Annotated in this window: 21 protein-coding genes; 11 read left to right on the forward strand and 10 right to left on the reverse strand. The window is 64.0% G+C overall.

Annotated elements, in window-relative coordinates:
• The first annotated feature begins 2 nt into the window (after positions 1-2).
• The 4 genes from ftsA to lpxC all read left to right on the forward strand — a co-directional run bounded on the left by ftsA (position 3) and on the right by lpxC (position 4,614).
• Positions 3-1,235 (forward strand): cell division protein FtsA, encoded by a 1,233-nt coding sequence (gene ftsA / locus JOD78_RS09495; protein WP_008334543.1) that lies wholly within the window; start codon positions 3-5, stop codon positions 1,233-1,235.
• Positions 1,236-1,588: 353 nt separating this feature from the next.
• Positions 1,589-2,779 (forward strand): cell division protein FtsZ, encoded by a 1,191-nt coding sequence (gene ftsZ / locus JOD78_RS09500; protein WP_034329320.1) that lies wholly within the window; start codon positions 1,589-1,591, stop codon positions 2,777-2,779.
• 196 nt (positions 2,780-2,975) lie between these two features.
• The gene (locus JOD78_RS09505) at positions 2,976-3,482 is read left to right on the forward strand and encodes a peroxiredoxin (RefSeq protein ID WP_034329321.1); all 507 of its coding nucleotides are present in this window, start codon (positions 2,976-2,978) and stop codon (positions 3,480-3,482) included.
• Between the two features lie 196 nt (positions 3,483-3,678).
• Positions 3,679-4,614, forward strand: coding sequence for a UDP-3-O-acyl-N-acetylglucosamine deacetylase (gene lpxC, locus JOD78_RS09510; RefSeq protein ID WP_039790443.1), 936 nt, complete (start codon positions 3,679-3,681; stop codon positions 4,612-4,614).
• Positions 4,615-4,766: 152 nt separating this feature from the next.
• Here lpxC and JOD78_RS09515 read toward each other — a convergent pair whose 3' ends face one another.
• A complete protein-coding gene (locus tag JOD78_RS09515; RefSeq protein WP_245202109.1) occupies positions 4,767-5,213 on the reverse strand; it encodes a DciA family protein in 447 nt (148 codons plus the stop codon).
• A gap of 161 nt (positions 5,214-5,374) precedes the next feature.
• On the opposite strand from JOD78_RS09515, the gene JOD78_RS09520 reads away from it, so the two are divergent.
• The 7 genes from JOD78_RS09520 to mutT all read left to right on the forward strand — a co-directional run bounded on the left by JOD78_RS09520 (position 5,375) and on the right by mutT (position 13,960).
• Complete coding sequence (locus JOD78_RS09520; RefSeq protein WP_121042534.1) at positions 5,375-6,352, forward strand: M23 family metallopeptidase; 978 nt, start codon at positions 5,375-5,377, stop codon at positions 6,350-6,352.
• Between the two features lie 346 nt (positions 6,353-6,698).
• Positions 6,699-9,455 carry a preprotein translocase subunit SecA gene (secA, locus tag JOD78_RS09525; RefSeq protein WP_209568224.1) on the forward strand — a complete coding sequence of 919 codons (2,757 nt, stop codon included), beginning with the start codon at positions 6,699-6,701 and terminating at the stop codon, positions 9,453-9,455.
• Between the two features lie 173 nt (positions 9,456-9,628).
• Positions 9,629-10,435 carry a DUF2272 domain-containing protein gene (locus tag JOD78_RS09530; RefSeq protein ID WP_209568222.1) on the forward strand — a complete coding sequence of 269 codons (807 nt, stop codon included), beginning with the start codon at positions 9,629-9,631 and terminating at the stop codon, positions 10,433-10,435.
• Between the two features lie 10 nt (positions 10,436-10,445).
• Positions 10,446-11,198, forward strand: a complete 753-nt coding sequence (locus tag JOD78_RS09535) for an SGNH/GDSL hydrolase family protein (RefSeq protein ID WP_209568220.1) — start codon at positions 10,446-10,448, stop codon at positions 11,196-11,198.
• Between the two features lie 35 nt (positions 11,199-11,233).
• Entirely contained in the window at positions 11,234-12,469 is a 1,236-nt protein-coding gene (gene argJ, locus JOD78_RS09540) for a bifunctional glutamate N-acetyltransferase/amino-acid acetyltransferase ArgJ (protein ID WP_209568218.1), read from the forward strand.
• Between the two features lie 190 nt (positions 12,470-12,659).
• On the forward strand, positions 12,660-13,535 hold the full coding sequence (locus tag JOD78_RS09545) for an ATP-binding protein (RefSeq protein WP_039790449.1): 876 nt from the start codon (positions 12,660-12,662) through the stop codon (positions 13,533-13,535).
• On the forward strand, positions 13,535-13,960 hold the full coding sequence (gene mutT, locus JOD78_RS09550; RefSeq protein ID WP_209568216.1) for an 8-oxo-dGTP diphosphatase MutT: 426 nt from the start codon (positions 13,535-13,537) through the stop codon (positions 13,958-13,960). The genes JOD78_RS09545 and mutT overlap by 1 nt, the downstream gene beginning before the upstream one ends.
• Before the next feature lie 42 nt (positions 13,961-14,002).
• Here mutT and yacG read toward each other — a convergent pair whose 3' ends face one another.
• The 9 genes from yacG to JOD78_RS09595 form a co-directional block, all read right to left on the reverse strand.
• On the reverse strand, positions 14,003-14,188 hold the full coding sequence (gene yacG / locus JOD78_RS09555) for a DNA gyrase inhibitor YacG (RefSeq protein WP_034336666.1): 186 nt from the start codon (positions 14,186-14,188) through the stop codon (positions 14,003-14,005).
• 36 nt (positions 14,189-14,224) lie between these two features.
• The gene (gene zapD / locus JOD78_RS09560) at positions 14,225-14,980 is read right to left on the reverse strand and encodes a cell division protein ZapD (protein WP_034336663.1); all 756 of its coding nucleotides are present in this window, start codon (positions 14,978-14,980) and stop codon (positions 14,225-14,227) included.
• Positions 14,981-15,193: 213 nt separating this feature from the next.
• On the reverse strand, positions 15,194-15,814 hold the full coding sequence (gene coaE / locus JOD78_RS09565; protein WP_121042546.1) for a dephospho-CoA kinase: 621 nt from the start codon (positions 15,812-15,814) through the stop codon (positions 15,194-15,196).
• A 4-nt stretch (positions 15,815-15,818) separates the two neighbouring features.
• Positions 15,819-16,682 carry an A24 family peptidase gene (locus JOD78_RS09570; RefSeq protein WP_204726185.1) on the reverse strand — a complete coding sequence of 288 codons (864 nt, stop codon included), beginning with the start codon at positions 16,680-16,682 and terminating at the stop codon, positions 15,819-15,821.
• Positions 16,683-16,735: 53 nt separating this feature from the next.
• Positions 16,736-18,001, reverse strand: coding sequence for a type II secretion system F family protein (locus JOD78_RS09575; protein WP_209568214.1), 1,266 nt, complete (start codon positions 17,999-18,001; stop codon positions 16,736-16,738).
• Entirely contained in the window at positions 17,988-19,127 is a 1,140-nt protein-coding gene (locus JOD78_RS09580) for an ATPase, T2SS/T4P/T4SS family (RefSeq protein ID WP_121042552.1), read from the reverse strand. The genes JOD78_RS09575 and JOD78_RS09580 overlap by 14 nt, the downstream gene beginning before the upstream one ends.
• 150 nt (positions 19,128-19,277) lie before the next feature.
• On the reverse strand, positions 19,278-20,570 hold the full coding sequence (locus tag JOD78_RS09585) for an HlyC/CorC family transporter (protein ID WP_134135679.1): 1,293 nt from the start codon (positions 20,568-20,570) through the stop codon (positions 19,278-19,280).
• A 173-nt stretch (positions 20,571-20,743) separates the two neighbouring features.
• Positions 20,744-21,706 carry a glyoxylate/hydroxypyruvate reductase A gene (locus JOD78_RS09590; RefSeq protein WP_121042556.1) on the reverse strand — a complete coding sequence of 321 codons (963 nt, stop codon included), beginning with the start codon at positions 21,704-21,706 and terminating at the stop codon, positions 20,744-20,746.
• On the reverse strand, positions 21,703-22,560 hold the full coding sequence (locus JOD78_RS09595; protein WP_121042558.1) for an IclR family transcriptional regulator: 858 nt from the start codon (positions 22,558-22,560) through the stop codon (positions 21,703-21,705). Before JOD78_RS09595 ends, JOD78_RS09590 begins: the two co-directional genes overlap by 4 nt.
• Positions 22,561-22,681 lie beyond the last annotated feature (121 nt).

Below are 22,681 nucleotides of genomic sequence, written 5' to 3' on the forward strand. Positions count from 1 at the left end.
CTATGACAAAAGACGCAAAAAATCTGATCGTCGGTCTGGACATCGGCACCTCGAAAGTGGTGGCGGTGGTGGCCGAGGTGCTGCCCGATGGCCGCCATGAAGTGATCGGGCTGGGGCAGTCCGAATCCAAGGGGCTCAAGAAAGGCGTGGTGGTCAACATCGAGGCCACCGTCGAATCCATTCAGCGCGCGCTGGAAGAAGCCGAGCTGATGGCCGACTGCAAGATCCGCAATGTATATACCGGCATTGCGGGCAGCCACATCCGCAGCTTCAATTCCAGCGGCATGGTCGCCATCAAGGACAAGGAAGTCACCGCTGCCGACGTCTCGCGCGTGATCGAGACCGCCAAGGCGGTCAACATCCCGACCGACCAGCAGCTGCTGCACACGGTTCCGCAGGAATTCATCGTCGACAACCAGGAAGACGTGCGCGAGCCCATCGGCATGAGCGGCATCCGCCTGGAAGTGAAGGTGCACATCGTCACCGGTGCGGTCTCTGCCGTGCAGAACATCGTCAAGTGCGTGCGCCGCTGCGGCCTGGAAGTGTCGGACCTGATCCTGCAGCCGATGGCTTCGGCCGATTCGGTGCTGACCACCGACGAGCGCGAGCTGGGCGTGGTGCTGGTCGACATCGGCGGCGGCACCACTGACGTGGCCGTCTTCACCGAAGGTGCGATCCGCCATACCGCCGTGATCCCGATTGCCGGCGACCAGATCACCAACGACATCGCCATGGCCCTGCGTACTCCGACGCTGGAAGCCGAAGAAATCAAGCTGCGCTATGGCGTGGCCAAGCAGATCCTGGCCGATCCGACCGAGACGCTGGAAGTGCCCGGCCTGGGCGACCGCAATCCGCGCACGCTCTCGCGCCAGGCCTTGGCGGCCGTCATCGAGCCGCGTGTGGAAGAGCTGTTCGCGCTGGTGCACCAGGTGGTGCGCGAGTCGGGTTATGAAGAGGTGCTGTCTTCCGGCATCGTGTTGACCGGTGGCTCGGCGATGATGCCGGGCATGACCGAACTGGCCGAAGACATTTTCCTGAAACCGGCACGCCTGGGCACGCCTGAATACAGCGGCCAGCTGGCCGACGTGGTGCGCAGCCCGCGCTACTCGACCGTGCTGGGCCTGCTGCAGGAAGCCAAGAAACAGTATCTGCGCGGCTACATCGTGACGCGCCAGGAAGGCTCTGTGAAGGCGGTCTGGCAGCGCATGAAGGAATGGTTCCTCGGCAATTTCTGACCGATTCTCATCGGCTGCCACGAGCGGCCGGTGGTGAATGCATCAGGATGTAAAAGCATTGGTCGTTGCTGGCGGTTCGGTTGTACGGTTCTGGCAGTAAAAATTGATGAGAACGGCAGCAAATTTGCAGCAGTGTTTTCTTAGAATAGCGATATCAAGGCTTCAAGAATTTAAGGTTTCAAGAATTTAAGGTTTCAAGGTATCAGTCGCATCATTGGCAGCATCGGTATCAGCATCAACAAGAAACAACAGGGAAGCACACATACGGACAGCAGTGATCAGTTGCTAGTCGTCACACCGCGTGATGCCTATCAACTGCCAGCTGCAGGACACATATATTTTAAGGAGTCATCATGGAAATCGATATGGTCGACAATGCGACGCTGGGTACGATCATCAAGGTCGTGGGCGTTGGCGGTGCTGGCGGCAATGCCGTGCAGCACATGATTAACAAGGGTGTGTCCGGCGTCGAATTCATCGCCGCCAATACGGATGCCCAGGCACTGAAGCAATCGAAGGCGCACAACGTCATCCAGATCGGTGATACCGGTCTGGGCGCCGGCATGCAGCCCGACGTCGGCCGCCGCCTGGCCGAGGAAACCCGCGCCCGCATCGAAGACTCCCTGCGCGGCGCGCACATGGTCTTCATCGCCGCCGGCATGGGTGGCGGTACCGGCACCGGTGCCGCTCCGGTGGTGGCGCAAGTGGCCAAGTCGCTGGGCGCACTGACGGTGGCCGTGGTCTCCAAGCCCTTCTCCTACGAAGGCCAGAAGTGCATGGACATCGCCGACGCCGGTCTGGAAGAGCTGACCCAGCACGTCGATTCGCTGATCATCATCCTCAACGAAAAGCTGGAAGAGATCTACGAAGACGACAGCATGATCGAATGGCTGTCGCACGCCGATGACGTGTTGAACAACGCGGTGGCCGGCATCGCCGAAATCATCAACGTGCCCGGCCACATCAACGTCGACTTCAACGACGTCAAGACCATCATGGGCGAGCAGGGCAAGGCCATGATGGGTACCGCGACGGCCGCCGGTGTTGACCGCGCCCGCGTGGCCGCCGAACAGGCCGTGGCTTCGCCGCTGCTGGATGGCATCGACCTGTCCGGCGCGCGCGGCGTGCTGGTCAACGTCACTGCCAGCCGTGGCCTGAAGGGCAAGGAAATCAAGGAAGTCATGGCCACCGTGCGCGCCTTCGCGGCACCGGACGCCTCGATCGCCCAGGGCATCGCCTACGATGACAGCATGGGTGACGAGATCCGCGTGACCGTGGTGGCCACCGGCCTGGGCCGTGCCCGCAAGGCCGTGCAACTGGTGCAGACCCCGGTCATGCGCACCGGTACCCACAACGAGCCGATGATGGCCGTCGGTGGCGTGATGCCGCAAGGTAACGCGCAAGCCGGTGGTGCTACCTTCGGTGGCCTGAAGGCCCCGGCCGTGTGGCGTCGCGAGTCGGCTTCCGACACCGTGCGCGCCCTGGAAAAGAACGGCATGGAAACCTACGACATCCCGGCCTTCCTGCGCAAGCAGGCGGACTGATCGTCGTTGGCCACGGACGGCTGCCAGCTTCACAGCAGGCCGCTCCGTTCCAAGGCATACTAACGCCGCGCCTGGTGCGCGGCGTTTTTTTTCGTGCGCAGCGTGCCGGCAACTCATCTGCTGAATCGATCAATCGCGGCAGATGCATCTGTTTCACCACTTAATTCACAGTCCTACAACCAGACGAGGAAACACCATGACCATCAAGATCGGCGACCGCCTGCCCGAAGGCACCCTGACCGAATTCATCGAGACCGAGACCGAAGGCTGCAGCCTGGGCCCCAATGCCTTCAAGGTGTCGGACCTGGTCAAGGGCAAGAAGATCGCGCTGTTCGCGCTGCCGGGCGCCTTCACCCCGACCTGTTCGGCCAAGCACGTGCCGGGCTACATCGCCCTGGCTGACCAGTTCAAGGCCAAGGGTGTGGATGAGATCTGGTGCATCTCGGTCAACGACGCTTTCGTGATGGGCGCCTGGGGCCGCGACCAAAAGGCCACCGGCATCGTGCGCATGCTGGGTGATGGCAGCGCCACGTTCACCAAGGCTTTGGGCATGGAATTCGACCTGACCGAACGCAACATGGGCGTGCGCTCGCAGCGCTATTCCATGCTGGTCGAAGACGGCGTGGTCAAGCAACTGAATCTGGAAGCCCCGGGCAAGTTCGAGGTCTCCAACGCGGAAACCCTGCTGGGCCAGCTGGGCTGATGCCTGCCGGGATTTCCCGGCCACCAGGCGAAAAAGAAACGGCATGCTGCGGCATGCCGTTTTTCCTTGGGGAAATGGATTTATCGCTGTGATCGATGAATGGGCGCCTCCGGCCCCTGTTTTACAGATAGGAACGATTTGCAACAAAGCCCTGCCGCAAGGGGCGGGGCAGGGGCATCTTGGCTATAATGACCGGATGTTGAAACAGCGCACAATCAAGAATCTGGTCAAGACCACCGGCGTCGGCCTGCACTCCGGCACCAAGGTCGAGCTGACCCTGCGTCCGGCCGCACCCGATACCGGCATCCTGTTCCGCCGCGTGGATCTCGATCCCGTGGTCGAGCTGCCGATGATCGCTACCGGCGTGGGCGATACCCGCATGGCCTCGACCCTGACCAAGGATGGTGCCAAGGTGTCCACCGTCGAACACCTGCTGTCGGCCTGCGCCGGCCTGGGCATCGACAATCTCATCATCGACCTGACCGCCGAAGAAATCCCCATCATGGATGGCTCGGCCTCGTCCTTCGTGTTCCTGCTGCAGCAGGCCGGCCTGCAGGAGCAGAACGCGCCCAAGAAATTCATCCGCGTCAAGAAGGCGGTGGAAGTGCGCGAAGGCACGGGCGACAAGGAAAAATGGGCGCGCCTGGAGCCCTATGACGGCTTCCGCCTGAAGTTCTTCATCGAATTCAACCACCCGGCCGTGGATGGTACCGGACAGGTGGCCGAGGTCGATTTCGGCATCGACTCCTACGTCAAGGAAATCGCCCGCGCGCGCACCTTCGGTTTCATGCAGGACGTGGAAACCCTGCGCGGCATGGGCCTGGCCCGTGGCGGTTCCTTCGAGAACGCCATCGTCATGGATGAGTACCGCATCCTCAATGCCGACGGCCTGCGCTACGACAACGAGTTCGTGCGCCACAAGATCCTCGATGCCATCGGCGACCTGTACATCATCGGCCATCCGCTGCTGGCCAGCTACGATGCCCACAAGTCCGGCCATGGCCTCAACAACCTGCTGCTGCGCGAATTGCTGTCGCAGCCGGATGCCTATGAGATCGTCAGCTTCGACCAGCTCGACCAGGCCCCGCAGACTTACGTGATGCAAGCCCAGCAGGAGTGGGCGCTGAACTGACGCTGGCGCTGATGCTGGCTGCACACGCCGCAATGTAAAACGCCCCGGCCTGGACCGGGGCGTTTGCTTTTCTGGCGGTGGCTTGCTGGCGATCTGACGAGAGAAATCTTGTAAATTTTTTAGAAGAATCTCGTGATCCGGCTATTTCAGGACTATTTTCCCTGAAGAAATGGCGGGTCTTCTCCTGCCTGCTTGGCCAATCTGCGCTGGTCGCGCCGCCGTATCATGGCGTCGATGGCTTCCTTCAGGCCCTGGCTGCGCGGATCGCTGGCCAGTGTACTGCTGAGTTCGGCGAAGGAAGTGAGCGCGTTTTCGGTCAGTTCCAGCACCCGTTTTGGCGCTGGCGGGGGGGCCGTCCGGCCAACTTGCACTTTGATTCGGATTGAATTAACCTGCCATCCGTCCTTCAGCAGGCGGTCCTGCAGCCTCGGGGTTTGCTGCTTCAACCGTGCCGCCAGCGCTGCATTGGGCGCGCTCATGACCAGCACGCCAGCTTCAAACTGCAAGATCTGACACGCGGCAAACATCGCCGGCAAGTTCGCGGCCACTGACTGCTGCAGCGTGCCCATGCGAGCCAAGGCGGGCAACAGCGCCGCCATCGTCGAATTCGACCGCAAGAAATCCGCGGCTCCCTTCGTGCTCTTCGCCATGCGTTGAGCACTTGTGAGAGCAGGCCGATAAGGGGTAAACGTAGATGCGTACTTCATCTTTAAACCTTATCACATCCGGTGTCTGACCGGCCGGAGACCAAGGAGCAAAGATGCAAATTATCCTGTTGCACCCCCGTTTCACCAAAGCCCGATCAGTCACGCTCGGCACCAAGCACCTCCTGCTGATGTTGCTGCTGCTGGTGAGCGTGATTGCCGGCGCCTCGCTGTCCATCACCTATTTCCTGCTCAACAAGGCCGGCGACCCGGATGCCGCGCCCATGCTGCACAAGCTGGCCGTCTCCATGAGCCAGGAAGAAGATGGCCGCAACGAGAAATTCCTGAAAGAGAACCTGGCCATGATGGCCGTGAAGGTCGGCGAGATGCAGGCCCAGATGATGCGCCTGGATGCGCTGGGCGAACGCGTGCAGGGCCTGGCCGGCATCCGTCCGGAAGAATTCAATTTCAAGGAGCTGCCCGGTCGTGGCGGCGCTGAAGTCTCCAGCATCGCCGGCTCCGGCCGGGATGTCGGCATGGACGAGCTGCGCCGCATGCTCGACAACCTGGCCCAGGATGCCGGCCATCGTTCCGATTATCTCAACGCGGTGGAATCCACCCTCATGGGCGACAAGATCAAGTCGCGCCTGCTGCCGACCAATCAACCGGTCAACGTGGCCTACAACTCGTCGAGCTTCGGCTGGCGGCTGGACCCCTTCAGCGGCCATAACGCCTTCCATGAAGGCCTGGACTTCCCGGCCCCGGTCGGCACCCGCATCGTCGCCGCCGCCGCCGGGGTGGTGATCGCCTCGGAATATCATTATCAGTTCGGCAACATGCTGGAAATCGACCACGGCAACAACATCATCACCCGCTATGCCCACGCCTCGCGCCTGTTCGTGAAGGTGGGCGACATCGTCAAGCGCGGCCAGCACGTGGCCGATGTGGGTTCGACCGGGCGTTCGACCGGGGCGCACCTGCACTTCGAGGTGCGCATTCGCGGCATCGCCCAGGATCCGCGCAAGTTCCTGGCGCTCGGTGCCACCGGCGGCAACCAGCCCAAGCAGATGCCGGTCTTCGTCGCGGGCCGCTGAGTCCGTTCAGGCAAGTTCTGGCCGGCGCCAGCCCCCGTGGGGCGGGCGTTTGCGGCCGGGCAGGGTAGCCTGCAGGCCGCATTCCCTGCACGTTGTTGCATCTCTGGCAAGCCTGGCATGACGATTTTTGCCAAATCCTCCTCCCCCATTGAAACCTTGCAAACACGCCCGATCTAAAGCGAATGCGGCGCGCAGGCGGCATGAAGACGGGCTGGCGAGCCAATGCCCTCGGCCTGCGTGCTAGAATCCATGGTTTATTTTCGGGCGTTGTCGGCTGGAATCCCGCGGCCGGGAGCCCAACGTCACTCTGCCGGATCGTTCATCGGCGCTTTTATAGAATCCAAGCATGTCATTCCTGACCAAGATTTTCGGCAGCCGTAACCAGCGACTGCTCAAACAATATCAAAAAATCGTCCGCCAGATTAACGCGCTGGAGCCCTCGGTCGAGAAGCTGAGCGACGCCGAACTGCAAGCCAAGACGCCCGAATTCAAGCAACGCATCGCCGGTGGCGAAACGCTGGATGCGATCCTGCCGGAAGCCTTCGCCGTCTGCCGCGAAGCGTCCCGCCGCGTGCTCAAGATGCGTCACTTCGACGTGCAGCTCATCGGCGGCATGGCGCTGCACTTCGGCAAGATCGCCGAAATGCGCACCGGTGAAGGCAAGACCCTGATGGCAACCCTGCCGGCCTACCTCAATGCGCTCGGCGGCAAGGGCGTGCACGTGGTGACCGTCAACGACTACCTGGCGCAGCGCGATTGCGAAGACATGGGCCGCCTCTACAGCTGGCTGGGCCTGACCACCGGCGTGAACCTGTCGCAGATGGAACACGACGTCAAGCAGGAAGCCTACGCCGCCGACATCACCTACGGTACCAACAACGAATTCGGTTTCGACTACCTGCGCGACAACATGGTCTTCGATGCCGATGACCGCGTGCAGCGCGCCCTGAACTTCGCCATCGTCGATGAAGTGGACTCGATCCTGATCGACGAAGCGCGTACCCCACTGATCATCTCCGGCCAGGCCGAGAACCACACCGAGCTGTATCACAAGATGAACGCCGTGCCGCCGCTGCTGACCCTGCAGATCGGCGAAGAGACCCCGGACGGCAAAGGCAAGATCGAAGTCCCCGGTGACTACACCAAGGACGAGAAGAGCCACCAGGTCCTGCTGACCGAAGCCGGTCACGACAAGGCCGAGGAAATCCTGACCCAGATGGGCCTGCTGCCCGAGGGCGCATCGCTCTATGATGCCGCCAACATCACCCTGATCCACCACCTGTACGCCGCCCTGCGCGCGCACACCCTGTATCACCGCGACCAGCATTACGTGGTGCAGAACGGCGAAGTGGTGATCGTCGACGAATTCACCGGCCGCCTGATGACGGGCCGCCGCTGGTCCGATGGCCTGCACCAGGCCGTCGAAGCCAAGGAAGGCGTGAAGATCCAGAACGAGAACCAGACCCTGGCCTCGATCACCTTCCAGAACTACTTCCGCATGTATGCCAAGCTGTCCGGCATGACCGGTACGGCCGATACCGAAGCCTACGAATTCCAGGAAATCTATCACCTGGAAACCGTGGTGATCCCGCCCAACCGTCCCAATGCCCGCAAGGACCGCCAGGACCAGGTCTACAAGACCGCGCAAGAGAAGTACATGGCCATGGTCAAGGACATCCAGGACTGCTACGAGCGCGGCCAGCCCGTGCTGGTGGGCACCACCTCGATCGAGAACTCGGAACTGCTCTCGGGCATCCTGACCAAGTCCAAGCTGCCGCACAATGTCTTGAACGCCAAGCAGCACGCGCGTGAAGCGGAGATCGTGGCGCAGGCCGGCCGTCCCAAGATGATCACCATTGCCACCAACATGGCCGGCCGTGGTACCGACATCGTGCTGGGCGGCAACGTGGGCAAGCAGATCCAGCTGATCGAAGCCGACGAGTCCCTGTCGGATGCCGACAAGGCTGCCAAGTCGCAGCAATTGCGCGATGAATGGCAATCCCTGCACGACCACGTGGTCAATGCCGGCGGCCTGCACATCATCGGCACCGAGCGTCACGAATCGCGCCGCGTGGACAACCAGCTGCGTGGCCGTTCCGGCCGCCAGGGCGATCCGGGTTCCTCGCGCTTCTACCTGTCGCTGGATGATGCGCTGCTGCGCATCTTCGCCGGCGACCGCGTGCGCGCCATCATGGACCGCCTCAAAATGCCCGAAGGCGAACCGATCGAAGCCGGCATCGTGAGCCGCTCCATCGAGTCGGCCCAGCGCAAGGTGGAAGCCCGCAACTTCGACATCCGCAAGCAATTGCTGGAATACGACGACGTCGCCAACGACCAGCGCAAGGTCATCTACCAGCAGCGCAATGAACTGCTGGAGTCGGCCGAGATGGCCGAGATGATTGCCTCCCTGCGTGATGGCGTCTTCACCGACCTGTTCCGCGAATACGTGCCGGCCGAGTCGATGGAAGAGCAGTGGGACATCCCCGGCCTGCAAGCTGTGCTCAAGAACGAATGGCAGCTCGACATCGACCTGGAAGCCATGCTCAAGGCCGAGCCCGACCTGGCCGAAGACGAACTGCTGGAGCGCCTGCTGACGGCCGCCAAGGAGACCTACGAAGCCAAGGTCGCCGTGGTCGGTGTGGATGCCTTCGCCGGTTTCGAGCGCAGCGTCATGCTCCAGAGCATCGACAACCACTGGCGCGAACACCTGGCCGCACTGGATCACCTGCGCCAGGGCATCCACCTGCGCGGCTATGCACAGAAGAACCCCAAGCAGGAATACAAGCGCGAAGCGTTTGAGCTGTTCGCCCAGATGCTGGACCTGATCAAGAACGAAGTCATCAAGGTCGTCATGACCGTGCGCATCCAGAGCCGCGAGGAAATCGAAGCGGCCGAGGAAAGCATGGCCGGTGGCTCGCCCATCAACGTCAACTACCAGCACGCCGACTTCGATCCCGAAGCCGCGCCGGAGGAACTGCTGGCACCGACCGCCCAGGCCGGTGGCGAAGACGACGGATCGGAATACCCCAAGGTCGGCCGCAACGATCCCTGCCCTTGCGGCAGCGGCAAGAAGTACAAGCAGTGCCACGGCAAGCTGGCCTGAACCAGAGTCCCCCGGTTCGGCCGCATTCCGGCCAGATGTGAAGAGGCTGTCCACCCAGGCGGGTGGGCGGCCTTTTTTACATCCTGCAGGTGAAGGCTTCTGCAAAATTGGCCTGGCTCCCTTTATGATGAACGCTCCGGCAGCCCACGCCTGCCGCCCAGGAGAACAAGAAGATGTCGCTCGCCAAGATGTTTCGTGCTTCCCGTCTCAGCTTCACTGCCACCGCCATCGCCGTCCTGCTGGCCGGCTGCGCTTCCTCGCCGCTGCCGCAGTGGCGCGACAGCGGCAACCCGGGCTACGCGCCCGTCACGCCCTCCATCCCGGTGACCAATACCGGCGTGCCCGCCGTGGCCATCAGCACCGCGCCCCCCACCCGTGCGGCGCTGGTGGAAGCGGCCAAGGCCGAGTGGGATTTCTTCGGCAACCAGCAGATCGACATGCGCCATGAACCCTTCAGCGCCCCGCGCCTGGGCTTGCTGGAAGACGAGGGCGAGGCCGTGCAGCGGGTGGCCGAGTACTGGCACGCGGTCGGCAAGAACCTGACCGGTGCGGATTGCCAGCAAGCCTGGTCGGCGGCCTTCATTTCCTGGCTGATGGTGAGCACCAATGTGCCGCCGCAGGATTTCGCGCCCAACGAAACGCACTTCAACTACCTGAGTTTCCTCAAGGACCGCCAGTCGCGCCCCTCGCCGCAATTCGTGTTGCGCTCGGCCGAGAGCGAGCCGATTGCGCCCGGTGACCTGATCTGCGCCCCGCGCGGCAACAATAACATCACTTCCATCGACGAAATCCGGCCCGGGCTGGCCGGCCATTGCGATCTGGTGGTGGAGGTGCATGCCGATGATGGCTGGGCTGGCGTGATCGGGGGCAATGTCTTCAACTCGGTCTCCGAATCCCTGATCCCGGTGGATGAGCAAGGCCGCGCCCAGCCGATTGCCGCGCGCCCGTGGCTGGTGGTGGTCAAGAACCTGCTGCCGTGACGGGCCGCCCATGCTGATCCTGGGAAAACTGCTGCTGGGGCCCCTTTTGCTGGCGCAAGCCAAACGCCTGCGCCAGACCGCGCTGCGCCTGCCGGAAGCGGCCGGTCCGCGCAGCGGCATGGAGTTTCCCCCCATGCAGCCTCGGCTGGTGGCCGAGCCGTTGCGCGTGCTGGTAGTGGGTGATTCCTCGGCCGCCGGGGTCGGGGTGGAGCATCAGGAGCAAGCCCTGGCCCAGCCGCTGGCTCGCCAGCTGGCCGCGCGCACCGGGCATCCGGTGGCCTGGCAGCTGGTGGCGCAGAGCGGCGTCAATTCGCTCGAAGCGCTGGATCTGCTGGCGCGCCATGAGATCGGTCCGGCCACCGTCCTGGTGGTGGCTCTGGGCGTGAACGACGTGACCTCGCAGATGAGCCCGCAACGCTACGTGGCCAACCTGCGCCTGCTGTGCGAACGCCTGATGGCGCAGGCCGGGGTGGAACACATCGTCTTCTCGGGCTTGCCGCCCATGCACCTGCTGCCGGTGGCACCGCAGCCGCTGCGCTGGTATCTGGGCCGCTACGCGCGCAAGCTGGACCGCGCCCTGCGCGACTGGATCGATGCCGAGGCCGCCTTGCGTTACTGCTCCCTGCAATGGGCGCTGCCGCATGAGATGGCGATTGACCGCTTCCATCCGGGCCACGGCCAGTATGCGCAATGGGCCAGGATGAGCGCCGAGATCATCGAAAGCGAGTTCCTGCGTCATCAGCCGGTGACGGAAAGTGTTTAAAATACGCGTTCCGATTTTTACGCTGAAAGCTCGCCATGGCCGTCAATTCCCCGATTCCCGTTCCTTCCGACCTGAAAGCCGTCGCCGGCATCGAACTCGGCCATGCCGAAGCGGGCGTGCGCAAGGCCAATCGCAAGGACGTGCTGGTCATGAAGCTGGCCGAGACCGCGACTGTGGCGGGCGTCTTCACCAAGAACCGTTTCTGTGCCGCCCCGGTACAGATCTGCCAGGCCAACCTGGCGCAGTTGAGCGCTGGCAAGCCCATCCGCGCCCTGGTGATCAACACCGGCAACGCCAACGCCGGCACCGGTGAAGAAGGCCTGCAGCGCGCCAAGTCGGTCTGTGCCGCGCTGGCCCAGCAGATGGGCGTGGAGCCGCAGCAGATCCTGCCGTTTTCCACCGGCGTGATCCTGGAGCCGCTGCCGGCTGATCGCATCATCGCCGGCCTGCCGCAAGCCATCGGCAACCTGAAGGCCGACAACTGGTTCAACGCGGCCGAGTCCATCATGACCACCGACACCCAGCCCAAGGCCGCTTCGCGCACGCTCACCATCGGCGGCAAGCAGGTGGTGATGACCGGCATCAGCAAGGGCGCCGGCATGATCAAGCCCAACATGGCCACCATGCTGGGTTTCCTGGCCTTCGACGCCAAGCTGCCGCAGACACTGCTGAACCAGCTGGTCAAGGACGCCGCTGATCACTCCTTCAACTGCATCACCATCGATGGCGATACCTCGACCAACGATTCCTTCATCCTGATGGCCACCGGTGCCGGCGAACTGGAGATCACCAGCGCCGACAGCGACGAGTACAAGCAGCTGGCTGCTGCCGTCACCGACCTGTCGCAGCATCTGGCGCACCAGATCGTGCGCGATGGCGAAGGCGCGACCAAGTTCATCGAAGTGGCCGTGGAAGACGGCAAGAGCATCGAAGAGTGCCGCCAGATCGCCTACTCCATCGGCCATTCGCCGCTGGTCAAGACTGCCTTCTTCGCTTCCGATCCGAACCTGGGCCGTATCCTGGCCGCCATCGGCTATGCCGGCATCGAGGATCTGGATGTGTCCAAGATCAACCTGTGGCTGGACGATGTGTGGGTCGCCAAGGATGGCGGCCGCAACCCGGATTACCGCGAAGAAGACGGCCAGCGCGTCATGAAGAAGGCCGAGATCGTGGTGCGTGTGAAGCTGGCGCGCGGCACGGCCAAGGCTTCCATCTGGACCTGCGACCTGTCGCACGACTACGTCTCGATCAACGCCGACTACCGTTCCTGAGCGTTTTTCTTCACCTCGCGGCGTTTCGCCGCCATCGGCCCATCCATCCCCGGGCCGGTGGCGCGCCCGGATGGCGGCGGCAACATGAATGCCCGCGCCCTCGGATCAATTTTATTCACACCGGCCGCCAGCGCCTTGCGCCACAATGGCGCGTGCATTCCCGCCCCGTTCATCCCGATTTGCGATCACCATGACCCAGCTAGACCAATTCCTGCAGCGTGCCGAAGCCTTGCTGGCGCGCGTCGAAGCCATCCTCCCCAACGCCGCCGCCCGTGAACCCGACTGGAACGCCGCCGTCGCCTTCCGCTGGCGCGGCGCGACTGCCCAGCGTCCCGGCTACCTGCAGGCGGTGGGGCAGATCTCGAAGATCGGCCTGTCGGACCTGCATAACATCGGCCCGCAAAAGGAACAGATCGACCAGAACACCCGCCAGTTCGTCGAAGGCCGCCCGGCCAACAACGTGCTGCTGACCGGCGCGCGCGGCACCGGCAAGTCCTCGCTCATCAAGGCTTGCCTGAACCAGTACGCGGACCGTGGCCTGCGCCTGATCGAAGTGGACAAGGATGACCTGCACGACCTGCAGGACATCGTCGAACTGGTGGCGGCGCGTCCGGAACGCTTCATCGTCTTCTGCGACGATCTTTCCTTCGAGGAAGGCGAGGGCGGCTACAAGGCGCTGAAGGTGGCCTTGGACGGCAGCATCGCCGCGCAGTCCGACAACGTGCTGATCTACGCCACCTCCAACCGCCGCCACCTGATGCCGGAGCGCCTCTCCGACAACAACACCTACACCCACACCGAGGATGGCGACCTGCACCCCGGCGAAACGGTGGAAGAAAAGATTTCGCTCTCCGAGCGCTTTGGCCTGTGGGTGACCTTCTATCCCTTCAAGCAGGACGATTTCCTGGACATCGTGGCGCACTGGCTGCGCCACTTCGGCTGCAATGACGCGCAGATCGCCGAAGCCCGCGCCGATGCCCTGCGCTGGGCGCTGCAGCGCAGCTCCCGCTCGGGCCGCGTGGCCTGGCAGTTCGCGCGCGACTACGCCGGCAAGGCGCAAGGCTGATGAGCGGCGATTCCAAGCCCGTGGCCAAGCCCATTGACGTAGCCGTGGGCATCCTGATGCAGCCCAACGGCGACGTGCTGTTGGGCCAGCGTCCAGAGGGCAAGCCCTATGCGGGTTACTGGGAATTCCCCGGCGGCAAGGTGGAGCCGGGCGAAAGCATCTTCGCGGCGCTGCAGCGCGAGTTCAAGGAAGAGCTGGGGATCGAGGTGCTGGACGGTGAGCCCTGGTGCGGCGTCGAGCACGTCTATCCGCATGCCCATGTACGCCTGCATTTCTACATTAGCCGCCAGTGGCGCGGTGAGCCGCAGAGTCTGGAAGGCCAGGCCTTTGCCTGGCAGGGCAGCGTGGGGGTGGAACCGCTGCTGCCGGCCACCATCCCGCTGCTGCAGTGGCTGGATCAGCTGCGCTATGGCGACAAAGCCTGAAGATGGGTGGTTTTAAGACGAAATGAAGGAAAAAGCCCGTCATCACTGCACGGGCTTGTCCCCTTCGTCTTCCAGCGGCAGGTTCACTGCGGGGATGGTGTACTTTTCTTCGGCCCAGGCACCCAGGTCGATTTGCTTGCAGCGTTCGGAACAGAAGGGGCGGTACTTGTTCTTCTCGCTCCATTCCACCTTGGTGCCGCAGGTCGGGCAGTCTACGATCGTGGCCATACGTTTTACTTCACTTCATTCAATTCAGATTACGGATCAAAAGCCGCACAGCGCCAGTTCGAAGGGCACTTCACCCTCGAAGGAGCGCGGCTTCTCGTCGCCATCCTGCTGGGTGAAACGCACCCACAGCATGTATTTGTTGGCCGAGATCTCGGGGATGGCCCCGAGGTTGATGTCCAGCGACAGGCGCAGCATCTGGTAGACCTTGCCTTGCAGCATCTGCTGGTAACTGCCGCCTTCGGCGTTGATTTTTACTGCATGTCCGGATTCGCGCAGCAATCGCATGACGATGGCGATGGCATCGAACAGCGGGATCAGCGGGGCGAACCAGTTGGAGATGTCCTGGAAACGGCGCTCAAACGGATGCTGTTGCCAGGCGTAATAGGCCGGCAGGTCGAATTCGCAGGCACCGCCCGGAATGATGGTACGGCCGCGAATGCTCATGAGCCATTCATTGTCGCGGATGTTCTGGCCGGTCTTGCCCTGGGCGGCCGAGAGGGCGCTGCTGGCCTGGTCGACTTCGGCCAGGATGGCATTGAGCATCTCGGGCTCGACATTGGGATTGGACTGGTAGGCCAGGAGGATCTGCTTTTGCCGTTCCAGCTCTTGCAGCAGGTCGGACTTGAGGTCGGCGCGTCCGGCGACCTCCAGCATTTCAAAAATGGTGGCAAGGGCGATGTGATGCTGATGCGGGCTTTCCTGGTGCAGGAAGAAGACGAATTTCTCGTAGAGGTCTTCCAGTCGCAACAGCGTGCGAATACGCTCATTGAAAGGGTATTCGTAGACGATCAAAGCATGATCCCTTTATTGGTTGAACCGGACTTGTTAGGCCGCTGACAGGCCGCGTGGGTGCAATAACCTCGTCAACATGTGCAATGTCTGTGATTCTGACCCATGCAGAAGAAAATTACAAATGCAGTCGCCATCAAATGAAGCTGCAGGAGCGCATCGCATTTGCCGCGCTGCCCAAGTGCATTGCTGCAGCCGCGCAAGCTGCACCATCGCTCAGTGCCCGCCTGCCAGTGCCAGGTAGCGCGCATGCAGCTCGCGTACCTGATGCGGCAGGTCGGCATTGCTGCCGCCGTTGTCGATGACGTCCTGCGCCACCGCCAATCGCGCCTGCCGGCTGGCCTGCGCGGCCATGATGGCTTCCACTTCCGCGCGCTGCAGGCCGTTGCGCTGCATGACCCGCGCGATCTGCACCTCTTCCGGACAATCCACCACCAGGATGCGGCTGGCGCGGCCAACCCAGGTGCCGGACTCCACCAGCAGCGGCACCACGAAGATGACATAGGGACCGGTGGCGGCCTCGGCCTCGCGCACGGTCTCGCTGCGGATCAGCGGATGCAGGATGGCTTCCAGCGCATGGCGTGCCGTCGGGTTGCCGAACACGTGCTGGCGCATGCGGGTGCGGTCCATGGCACCGTTCGCATCGATGAATTCGCCGCCGAAATAATCGCGGATGGGATCGATGGCCAGGCCCTGCGGTGCGGTCAGGGCGTGGGCGATGGCGTCGGTATCGACCAGCGACGCGCCGAGCTCGCCAAACAGGTTGGCCACCGTGGTCTTGCCGCTGCCGATGCCGCCGGTCAGGCCGATGGTGAAGCGTTCAGTCAATGAGGTCATGGGATCAGAAGTCGTAGAGAAGTTGCGTGAGCCAGCCATGGCCCATCAGCAGGGTCAGCATGCCGGCGCAGGCCAGGCAGGGGCCGAAGGGAATGGCCTGGCCGCGCCGGTGGCGGCCCAAGCCCATCAGCGCCAGGCCCAGGACTGCGCCCAGCGCCGAGGCCAGCAGCAAGACCAGCGGCAAGGACTGCCAGCCCAGCCAGGCCCCGAGTGCGGCCATGAGCTTGAAGTCGCCATAGCCCAGGCCATCCTTGCCGGTGGCCAGCTTGAAGATCCAGTAGATCAGCCACAGCACGCCATAGCCGGCCATCGCACCCAGCACGGCATCCTGCAGCGGCACCAGGCGATGCACCACGTTGACCAGCAGCCCCAGCCACATCAAGGGCAGGGTGAGGTCGTCGGGCAGCAGCATGGTCCGGGCGTCGATCACCGCCAGCGCAATCAGGAAGGACGCGCACACCATCAGCGCCACGCCATGCAGGCCCAGGCCGAAGCGCCATGCCAGCAGGGCGAACAGCAGTGCGGTCAGCAGCTCCACCAGCGGATAGCGCGCGCTGATGGGGTGGTCGCAGAAGGCGCAGCGTCCTCGCAGCAGCAGCCAGCTCAGTACCGGAATCTTGTGATGCAGCGCCAGCGGCGCGGCGCAATGCGGGCAGGCGGAGGCCGGCAGCCAGAGGTTGTAGCGGTCGGCATGCGGCAGGGCCTCGCCGCGTTCCTGGGCCACGAAGTTGGCAGTCTCGCGCAGCATCATCAGCGGCACGCGATGGATCACCACATTGAGAAAGCTGCCGACCAGCAGGCCCAGCAGCGCCGCCGCGCCAGCGAGTGCAGCGTTGCCGGGGAAGGCCAGGGCATCCAGGAAAGACATCGTCGGGTTCAACTGGTTTGGTCGTCAAAGAAGGGGAAGACAGGCGTGCCGGCTTATACCATTGCACCCATGCGGAACACCGGCAGGTACATCGCCACCACCAGGCCGCCGATCACCACGCCCAGCACCGCCATGATAACGGGTTCCATCAGGCTGGTGAGGGCGGTGACGGCTTCATCGACCTCGCGTTCGTTGAGATCTGCGATCCTGGTCAGCATGGCGTCGAGGGCGCCGGCCTCTTCGCCCACGGCCGTCATCTGCACTGCCAGGTCGGGGAAGACGCCCGTGGCCTGCATGGCCGCATGCAGCGAGGCGCCATTGCGCACGGCGTCGCGCACGGCCAGCGAGGCGTCGGCATAGACCACGTTGCCGGCTGCGCCGGAGACCGTTTCCAGCGCTTCCACGAGGGCGATGCCGGCCCCGAAGAGGGTGCCGAAGGTGCGGCTCCAGCGTGCCAGCGCCGCTTGCCGCAACAGCTTGCCGAACAGCGGCAAGGACAGGCTCAGGCGCTGCGCCGCCAGTCGCAGCGGAAGATGGCGCCGCCACGCCAGGGTCGCCAGCACGCCCGCCACCAGCGTGCCCAGCAGCAGCCACGGGCCATGCTGGCCCAGCAGACGCGCCGTGGCCATGACGATGCGCGTGGGCAGCGGCAACTCGGCCCCGAATTGCTGGAACATCTGCTCGAAAGCCGGCACCACCCACAGCATGATGACCACCGTCACGATGATCGCCACCAGCACCACGGCACAGGGATAGGCCAAGGCCGCGCGCACCTTGCCGCGCAAGGCCAGGGATTTTTCGCGATAGAGCGCGATGCGCTCCAGCATGCTGTCGAGCATCCCCGCTTCTTCGGCGGCGCGCACCAGGTTGCAGAAGAGCGCATCAAACTGGCGCGGATGGCGCGCCAGCGCCGCATGCAGGCTCTCGCCGCGCGCCACGGCCTGGCGCACGTCGTCCAGCAGCGTGGCCAGTGCGCTCTGGCCGGCGCCGCGAATGGCGATGTCCAGCGACTGCAGCAGCGGCAATCCTGCCCGCAGCATGGTGGCCAATTGGCGGGTGAAGAGGGCGATCTGTTTGGCGCTGATGCGGCCACGCGTCCTCGCTGTGGCCGGGTTTGCCGCAGGGGCCGGGCCATTGTCGAGGTCGGCCGCACGCTCCGCGCGCCGCAGCCGCGCCACGCGCATCCCCTGCTGGCGCAGCCGGGCACGTGCCTGGGCTTCATCGCTGGCTTGTATCACACCGCGTTGCGGGCGATTGTGGCGGTCCAGCCCTTCCCAGCGGAATTGGGACGCCGATGTCGTGCGATCAGGTGCAGGCAAGGATTTCTCCCATGCTGGTTTCACCGCGCAAGACCTTCAGCAGCCCCGCCCGCCGCAGGTCGATGATGCCCTCCGCTTGCGCCTGCCGGCCCAGTTCCAATGTGCCGGCCTGGGCCAGTATCAGCGACTGCATGGCCGCGCTGACCGGCATGACCTGATAGATGCCGGTGCGCCCGCGAAAGCCGGTCTGGTTGCAGGCCGGGCAGCCGTGCGGCACGAAGGTGGCCGGCGTACCACCGGCCGGACGGCGGCAGCGGCACAGCTTGCGCACCAGCCGCTGGGCCACGATCAGGCTGACCGATGCCGCAATGTTGTAGGCCGGCACGCCCATGTTGAGCAGCCGCGTGAGCGTGGCCGGGGCATCGTTGGTGTGCAGGGTGGAGAGCACCAGGTGCCCGGTCTGCGAAGCCTTGACGGCGATGTCGGCGGTCTCCAGGTCGCGGATCTCGCCCACCATCAGTACATCCGGATCCTGGCGCAGGAAGGCGCGCAGCGCCAGGGCGAAGTCCAGTCCGGCGCGCTCGTTGATGCTGACCTGGTTGATGCCGGGCAGGTTGATTTCCACCGGATCCTCGGCGGTGGCGATGTTCACGCCCGGCTGGTTCAGCCGCTGCAGGCAGGCATACAGCGAGACCGTCTTGCCGGAGCCGGTCGGCCCGGTCATCAGGACCAGCCCGTGCGGCTTGCTGATGGCCTGCAGCAGCGCTTCCTGCTGGGCCGGTTCATAGCCGAGGTCGCTGATCGACAACGCCGCCTGGGCGGTGTCGAGGATGCGTAGCACGATCTTTTCACCGAACTGCGTGGGCAGCGTCGAGACGCGGAAATCCACCGTGCGCGTGCCTAGCGCCAGGCGCATCTTGCCGTCCTGGGGCAGGCGCTTTTCGGCGATATCCAGCCGCGCGAGGATCTTCAGGCGGGTGGCCAGCTTGTCGCGCAAGCTCAACGGCGGTTGCGCCAGTTCATGCAGCACGCCATCCAGCCGCAAGCGCACCCGGAAGAGATGTTCGAAGGGCTCGAAATGCAGGTCGGAAGCGCCCATGCCGACGGCATCGGCCAGCAGCTTGTGCAGCAGGCGCACCACGGGGACGTCATCATCGGCCACGGCCGTGTCGGGAGTGTGCAGCATGGGAGACCTCGCGCAGGGGCGCTGCCGCAGGGCAACGCACAGGGGAGGGCAAGTCTCCCACGCGCGGCGGCCGCCCGAAAAGCGGGCCGGCCGTTTGCGCGGGACAAACTCGGTGGAGTTCGATGCCGGCCCGCAAGGCCCGGCGCAGGTTCAGTCCTGTGCCTTCACTTTCGCAGGCAAGGCGATGAGCTTGACCATGCGGATGGCCTGGTTCTGTACCTGCACGATCTCGATCACGCAGCCATCGATCTTGACGGCCACGCTGGCTTCGGGAATGTCCTGCAGGGTTTCCAGCAGCAGGCCGTTGATGGTCTTGGGGCCATCCAGCGGCAGCTTCAGGCCCAGGCGCTTGTTGATGTCGCGCAGGGTGGTGCTGCCCTCAAGCAGGCAGGTGCCGTCCTTGTCCCAGCCGAAACCTTCGCCGGAGGAGCCGGGCGAGGAGGTCGTGAATTCGCCGATCATCTCTTCGATGATGTCTTCCAGCGTCACCAGTCCCTGCACTTCACCGTATTCATCGACCACGATGCCCAGGCGTTCGTGGTTTTCCTGGAAGTACTGCAGCTGCGTGAAGACATCGGTCTCCACCGGCACGTAATACGGGGCCGAGAGCAGGGCGCGGATGTCGTCGTGGGTGATGTCGTCTTCCTGGCGGAACAGCGAGACCGTCTTGCGCACATGCAGGATACCGACGATGTGATTGATCTCGCCCTCGAACACCGGCAGCTTGTTGTGATAGCAGGTGGCCAGCTGGTGCAGGATCTCCTCCACCGGGGCGGCCAGGTTCAGGGCCTCGACCTGGGCGCGCGGGGTCATGACGTCTTCCACCGAAATCTTTTCCAGGTCGAACAGGTTCAGCAGGATGCTCTTGTGCTTCTGCGGAATGAAACTGCCGCCTTCGAGCACGATGGAGCGCAGCTCTTCGGGAGAAATGCGCTGCTCGGCCGCGCGCGATCCGGTCTTGATGCGCAAGACCTTGAGGATGGCCGACACGAAGATGTTGACGAACCACACCAGCGGCTTGGCGATGCGCATCAGCGGCTTCAAGATGAAGCTGGTAAAGAGCGCAATGCGTTCGGGATGGGTGGCACCAATCACCTTGGGCACGATCTCGGCAAAGATGATCAAGAGCGCCGCCACGAAGGCGGTGGCCGCCGTGATCACGCGCTGGTGGTTGCCGAAGGCGGCAATGGCCAGCGCCGTCACCAGGGCCGTGGCCAGCGCATTGATGACAGTATTGGCGATAAGGATCAGCGAGAGCAGCCGTTCAGTGCGGTCCAGCAGCCACAGGATGGTGACGGCGGCCCGGTTGCCCTGTTTGGCCAGGTGCCGCAGGCGATGGCGGTTGGCGGCCATCAGCGCCGTCTCGGTCATGGAAAAGAAGGCCGAGAGCAGAATGAGAATGAGGAGTGCAAGAGCTTGCACCCATATGGGTACGGTATCCAAACGTTGCCGTCAGTGGGTTGCCCTCACGCATGGGAGGGAGTCGGCGGGCCTGTTTGCTTGTCGTCATGACAGGCAAGCCAGGGCGGCCAGCGAGCGCCAAAGTCTAGACGATGGGGGCTTATCTCGCAAGCCGGGCGGCGGCGCGGTGTGGCGGCTGCGCCCGGACTTGCCCTTCAGTAACCCTTGCTGCGGTCGTAGAGATGCGGCGGCGGCAGGCCGCCCAGCATCGCGGCAATGGCCACCGCCGCCTGCCTGGCGCGTTCGCGGCGCGAGGGCGTGGCCGCTGCATGGGGCGTGACCAGCACGCGCGGATGGCGCCAGACGGCGGCCTCGGCGGGCAGTGGTTCTTCATCGAACACGTCCAGCACGGCACCGGACAAGTGTCCGCTGTCGAGCGCGGCCAGCAGATCGGTCAGGCACACGTGGCTGCCGCGGCCGACGTTGATGACCGCGGCACCGCGCGGCAACTGGCGCAAGAGATCGGCATCGATGAGGTGGCGGGTATCGGTGGTCTCGGGCAAGAGGCAGATCAGGATATCGGTGCGGGCCAGGAAATCCGGCAACGCAGCGGCCCCGGCAAAGCAGGCCAGCCCCTTTTCGCTGCGTAGCGAGCGCGCCCAGCCGGCGGTCTCGAAGCCGACCGCTGCATGCATGCGCGCCGCCGACAAGCCCAGCGCACCCAGGCCCAGCACGCCCACGCGCGTTTCGCGCGCCGTGCGGGGCGTGGAGAATTCGCGCCATTCGGCGCGCGCCTGCTGGGCAATGATGCGCGGCATGTCCTTCAACAGCATCAGGCTGCTCATGAGCGTGAATTCGGCCATGCGCTGCTGCGTTTCAGGCGTGACCATGCGCACGATGGGCAGCTCCGGCAGGTGCGGGTCTGCAAGGATGTGATCGACTCCGGCAGCCGCACTGATGATGGCCTTCAGGTTGGGGAACTGCGCCAGCCGCCCCGGCTCGGGCTGCCACACCAGCACGAACTGCACGCGCGCCGGATCGACTTCCGGATCATCCCAGGCGCGCACGTCGAGGCCCAGTTCGGGTGCGAATTCATGAAAGCTGGCGCGCCACTCGGCCAGCGCGGCAGCGCCGCCGGACTTGATCAGCAGCACGGGGGCAAGAGCAGGGGTGGTCATGCTTGTGGCTCCACGGGATTGGCCTGGTGCATGGGCCGGCGCAAGGCCGGGTCGAAGGGATTGATCCGGCGCGACAGGGCGGCGGCTTCCCGCTGCAGCATCTGCACCACGGTCGGCAGGCGCTCCTCGGTCAGGCGCGAGGTCAGCGTGCCTACACTCAAGGCACCGACGATGTTGCCGCCGGCATCGAAGAGCGGCACACCCAGCCCGGCCATGCCATCGAGCAGGCCGGCCTGGCGTGCCGCATAACCGGTCTCGCGCACACGCTCGATTTCCGTGCGCAGGTAGACCTCGTCATAGACCCCGAATTCGCGCAGGCGCGGCACGTTGTAGCGGATCACTTCCTCGCGTTCTTCTTCCGGCAGGAAGGCGAGGATGGCCAGCGCACCCTGGCCCACGCCCAAGGCGACGCGCCCGCCGATGTCGCCGGTGAAGGCACGGATCGGGAAGGGACCATCGACGCGGTCCACGCACACCGCATCGAAGCGCGAGCGCAGCAGCAGGAAGACCGTATCGCCAAGACTGCCGCACAGCCGCAGCAGCGCCGGACGGCACAGGCTGCGCACATCCGACGCATTGCCGGCGCGCGCGGCCAGGGCGAACAGGTCCATGCCCAGGCGATACAGCTTGCTGCGCTCATCCTGTTCCACCACGCCTTCCCCGGCCAGCGATTGCAGCAGCCGGTGCGTGGTGCCCTGGGTCAGGCCGATGGTCTTGGCCACTTGCGTCACCCGCATGCCTTGCGGTGGTGCATCGGCCAGCGCGCGCAACACCGCAAAGGTGCGCTGGATGCCGTTGACCGGCAGGGAGGCGGGGGCGCTGGCGGCCGTGGCCTCGTCGTTGTGCTCGCTCATGAGGGGGCTTTGTCTGCTGGGTGGAATCGGCGGCGGTTCGCTCGCCGATGCATTTCATTGAATGGAATAAATATAAAAAATTTCCCGACTGTCGAAATACGATAGCAGAATTGGCACCGAA

The sequence above is a fragment of the Herbaspirillum sp. 1130 genome (assembly GCF_017833835.1).
In the GTDB taxonomy this organism is placed as follows: Bacteria; Pseudomonadota; Gammaproteobacteria; order Burkholderiales; family Burkholderiaceae_D; genus Herbaspirillum; species Herbaspirillum huttiense.

Coding starts and splice junctions, on each gene's coding strand:
- ftsA (WP_008334543.1), top strand. CDS start 3: ATGACAAAAGACGCAAAAAATCTGATCGTCGGTCTGGACATCGGCACC.
- ftsZ (WP_034329320.1), top strand. CDS start 1,589: ATGGAAATCGATATGGTCGACAATGCGACGCTGGGTACGATCATCAAG.
- JOD78_RS09505 (WP_034329321.1), top strand. CDS start 2,976: ATGACCATCAAGATCGGCGACCGCCTGCCCGAAGGCACCCTGACCGAA.
- lpxC (WP_039790443.1), top strand. CDS start 3,679: ATGTTGAAACAGCGCACAATCAAGAATCTGGTCAAGACCACCGGCGTC.
- JOD78_RS09515 (WP_245202109.1), bottom strand. CDS start 5,213: ATGGCGGCGCTGTTGCCCGCCTTGGCTCGCATGGGCACGCTGCAGCAG.
- JOD78_RS09520 (WP_121042534.1), top strand. CDS start 5,375: ATGCAAATTATCCTGTTGCACCCCCGTTTCACCAAAGCCCGATCAGTC.
- secA (WP_209568224.1), top strand. CDS start 6,699: ATGTCATTCCTGACCAAGATTTTCGGCAGCCGTAACCAGCGACTGCTC.
- JOD78_RS09530 (WP_209568222.1), top strand. CDS start 9,629: ATGTCGCTCGCCAAGATGTTTCGTGCTTCCCGTCTCAGCTTCACTGCC.
- JOD78_RS09535 (WP_209568220.1), top strand. CDS start 10,446: ATGCTGATCCTGGGAAAACTGCTGCTGGGGCCCCTTTTGCTGGCGCAA.
- argJ (WP_209568218.1), top strand. CDS start 11,234: ATGGCCGTCAATTCCCCGATTCCCGTTCCTTCCGACCTGAAAGCCGTC.
- JOD78_RS09545 (WP_039790449.1), top strand. CDS start 12,660: ATGACCCAGCTAGACCAATTCCTGCAGCGTGCCGAAGCCTTGCTGGCG.
- mutT (WP_209568216.1), top strand. CDS start 13,535: ATGAGCGGCGATTCCAAGCCCGTGGCCAAGCCCATTGACGTAGCCGTG.
- yacG (WP_034336666.1), bottom strand. CDS start 14,188: ATGGCCACGATCGTAGACTGCCCGACCTGCGGCACCAAGGTGGAATGG.
- coaE (WP_121042546.1), bottom strand. CDS start 15,814: ATGACCTCATTGACTGAACGCTTCACCATCGGCCTGACCGGCGGCATC.
- JOD78_RS09570 (WP_204726185.1), bottom strand. CDS start 16,682: ATGTCTTTCCTGGATGCCCTGGCCTTCCCCGGCAACGCTGCACTCGCT.
- JOD78_RS09580 (WP_121042552.1), bottom strand. CDS start 19,127: ATGCTGCACACTCCCGACACGGCCGTGGCCGATGATGACGTCCCCGTG.
- JOD78_RS09590 (WP_121042556.1), bottom strand. CDS start 21,706: ATGACCACCCCTGCTCTTGCCCCCGTGCTGCTGATCAAGTCCGGCGGC.
- JOD78_RS09595 (WP_121042558.1), bottom strand. CDS start 22,560: ATGAGCGAGCACAACGACGAGGCCACGGCCGCCAGCGCCCCCGCCTCC.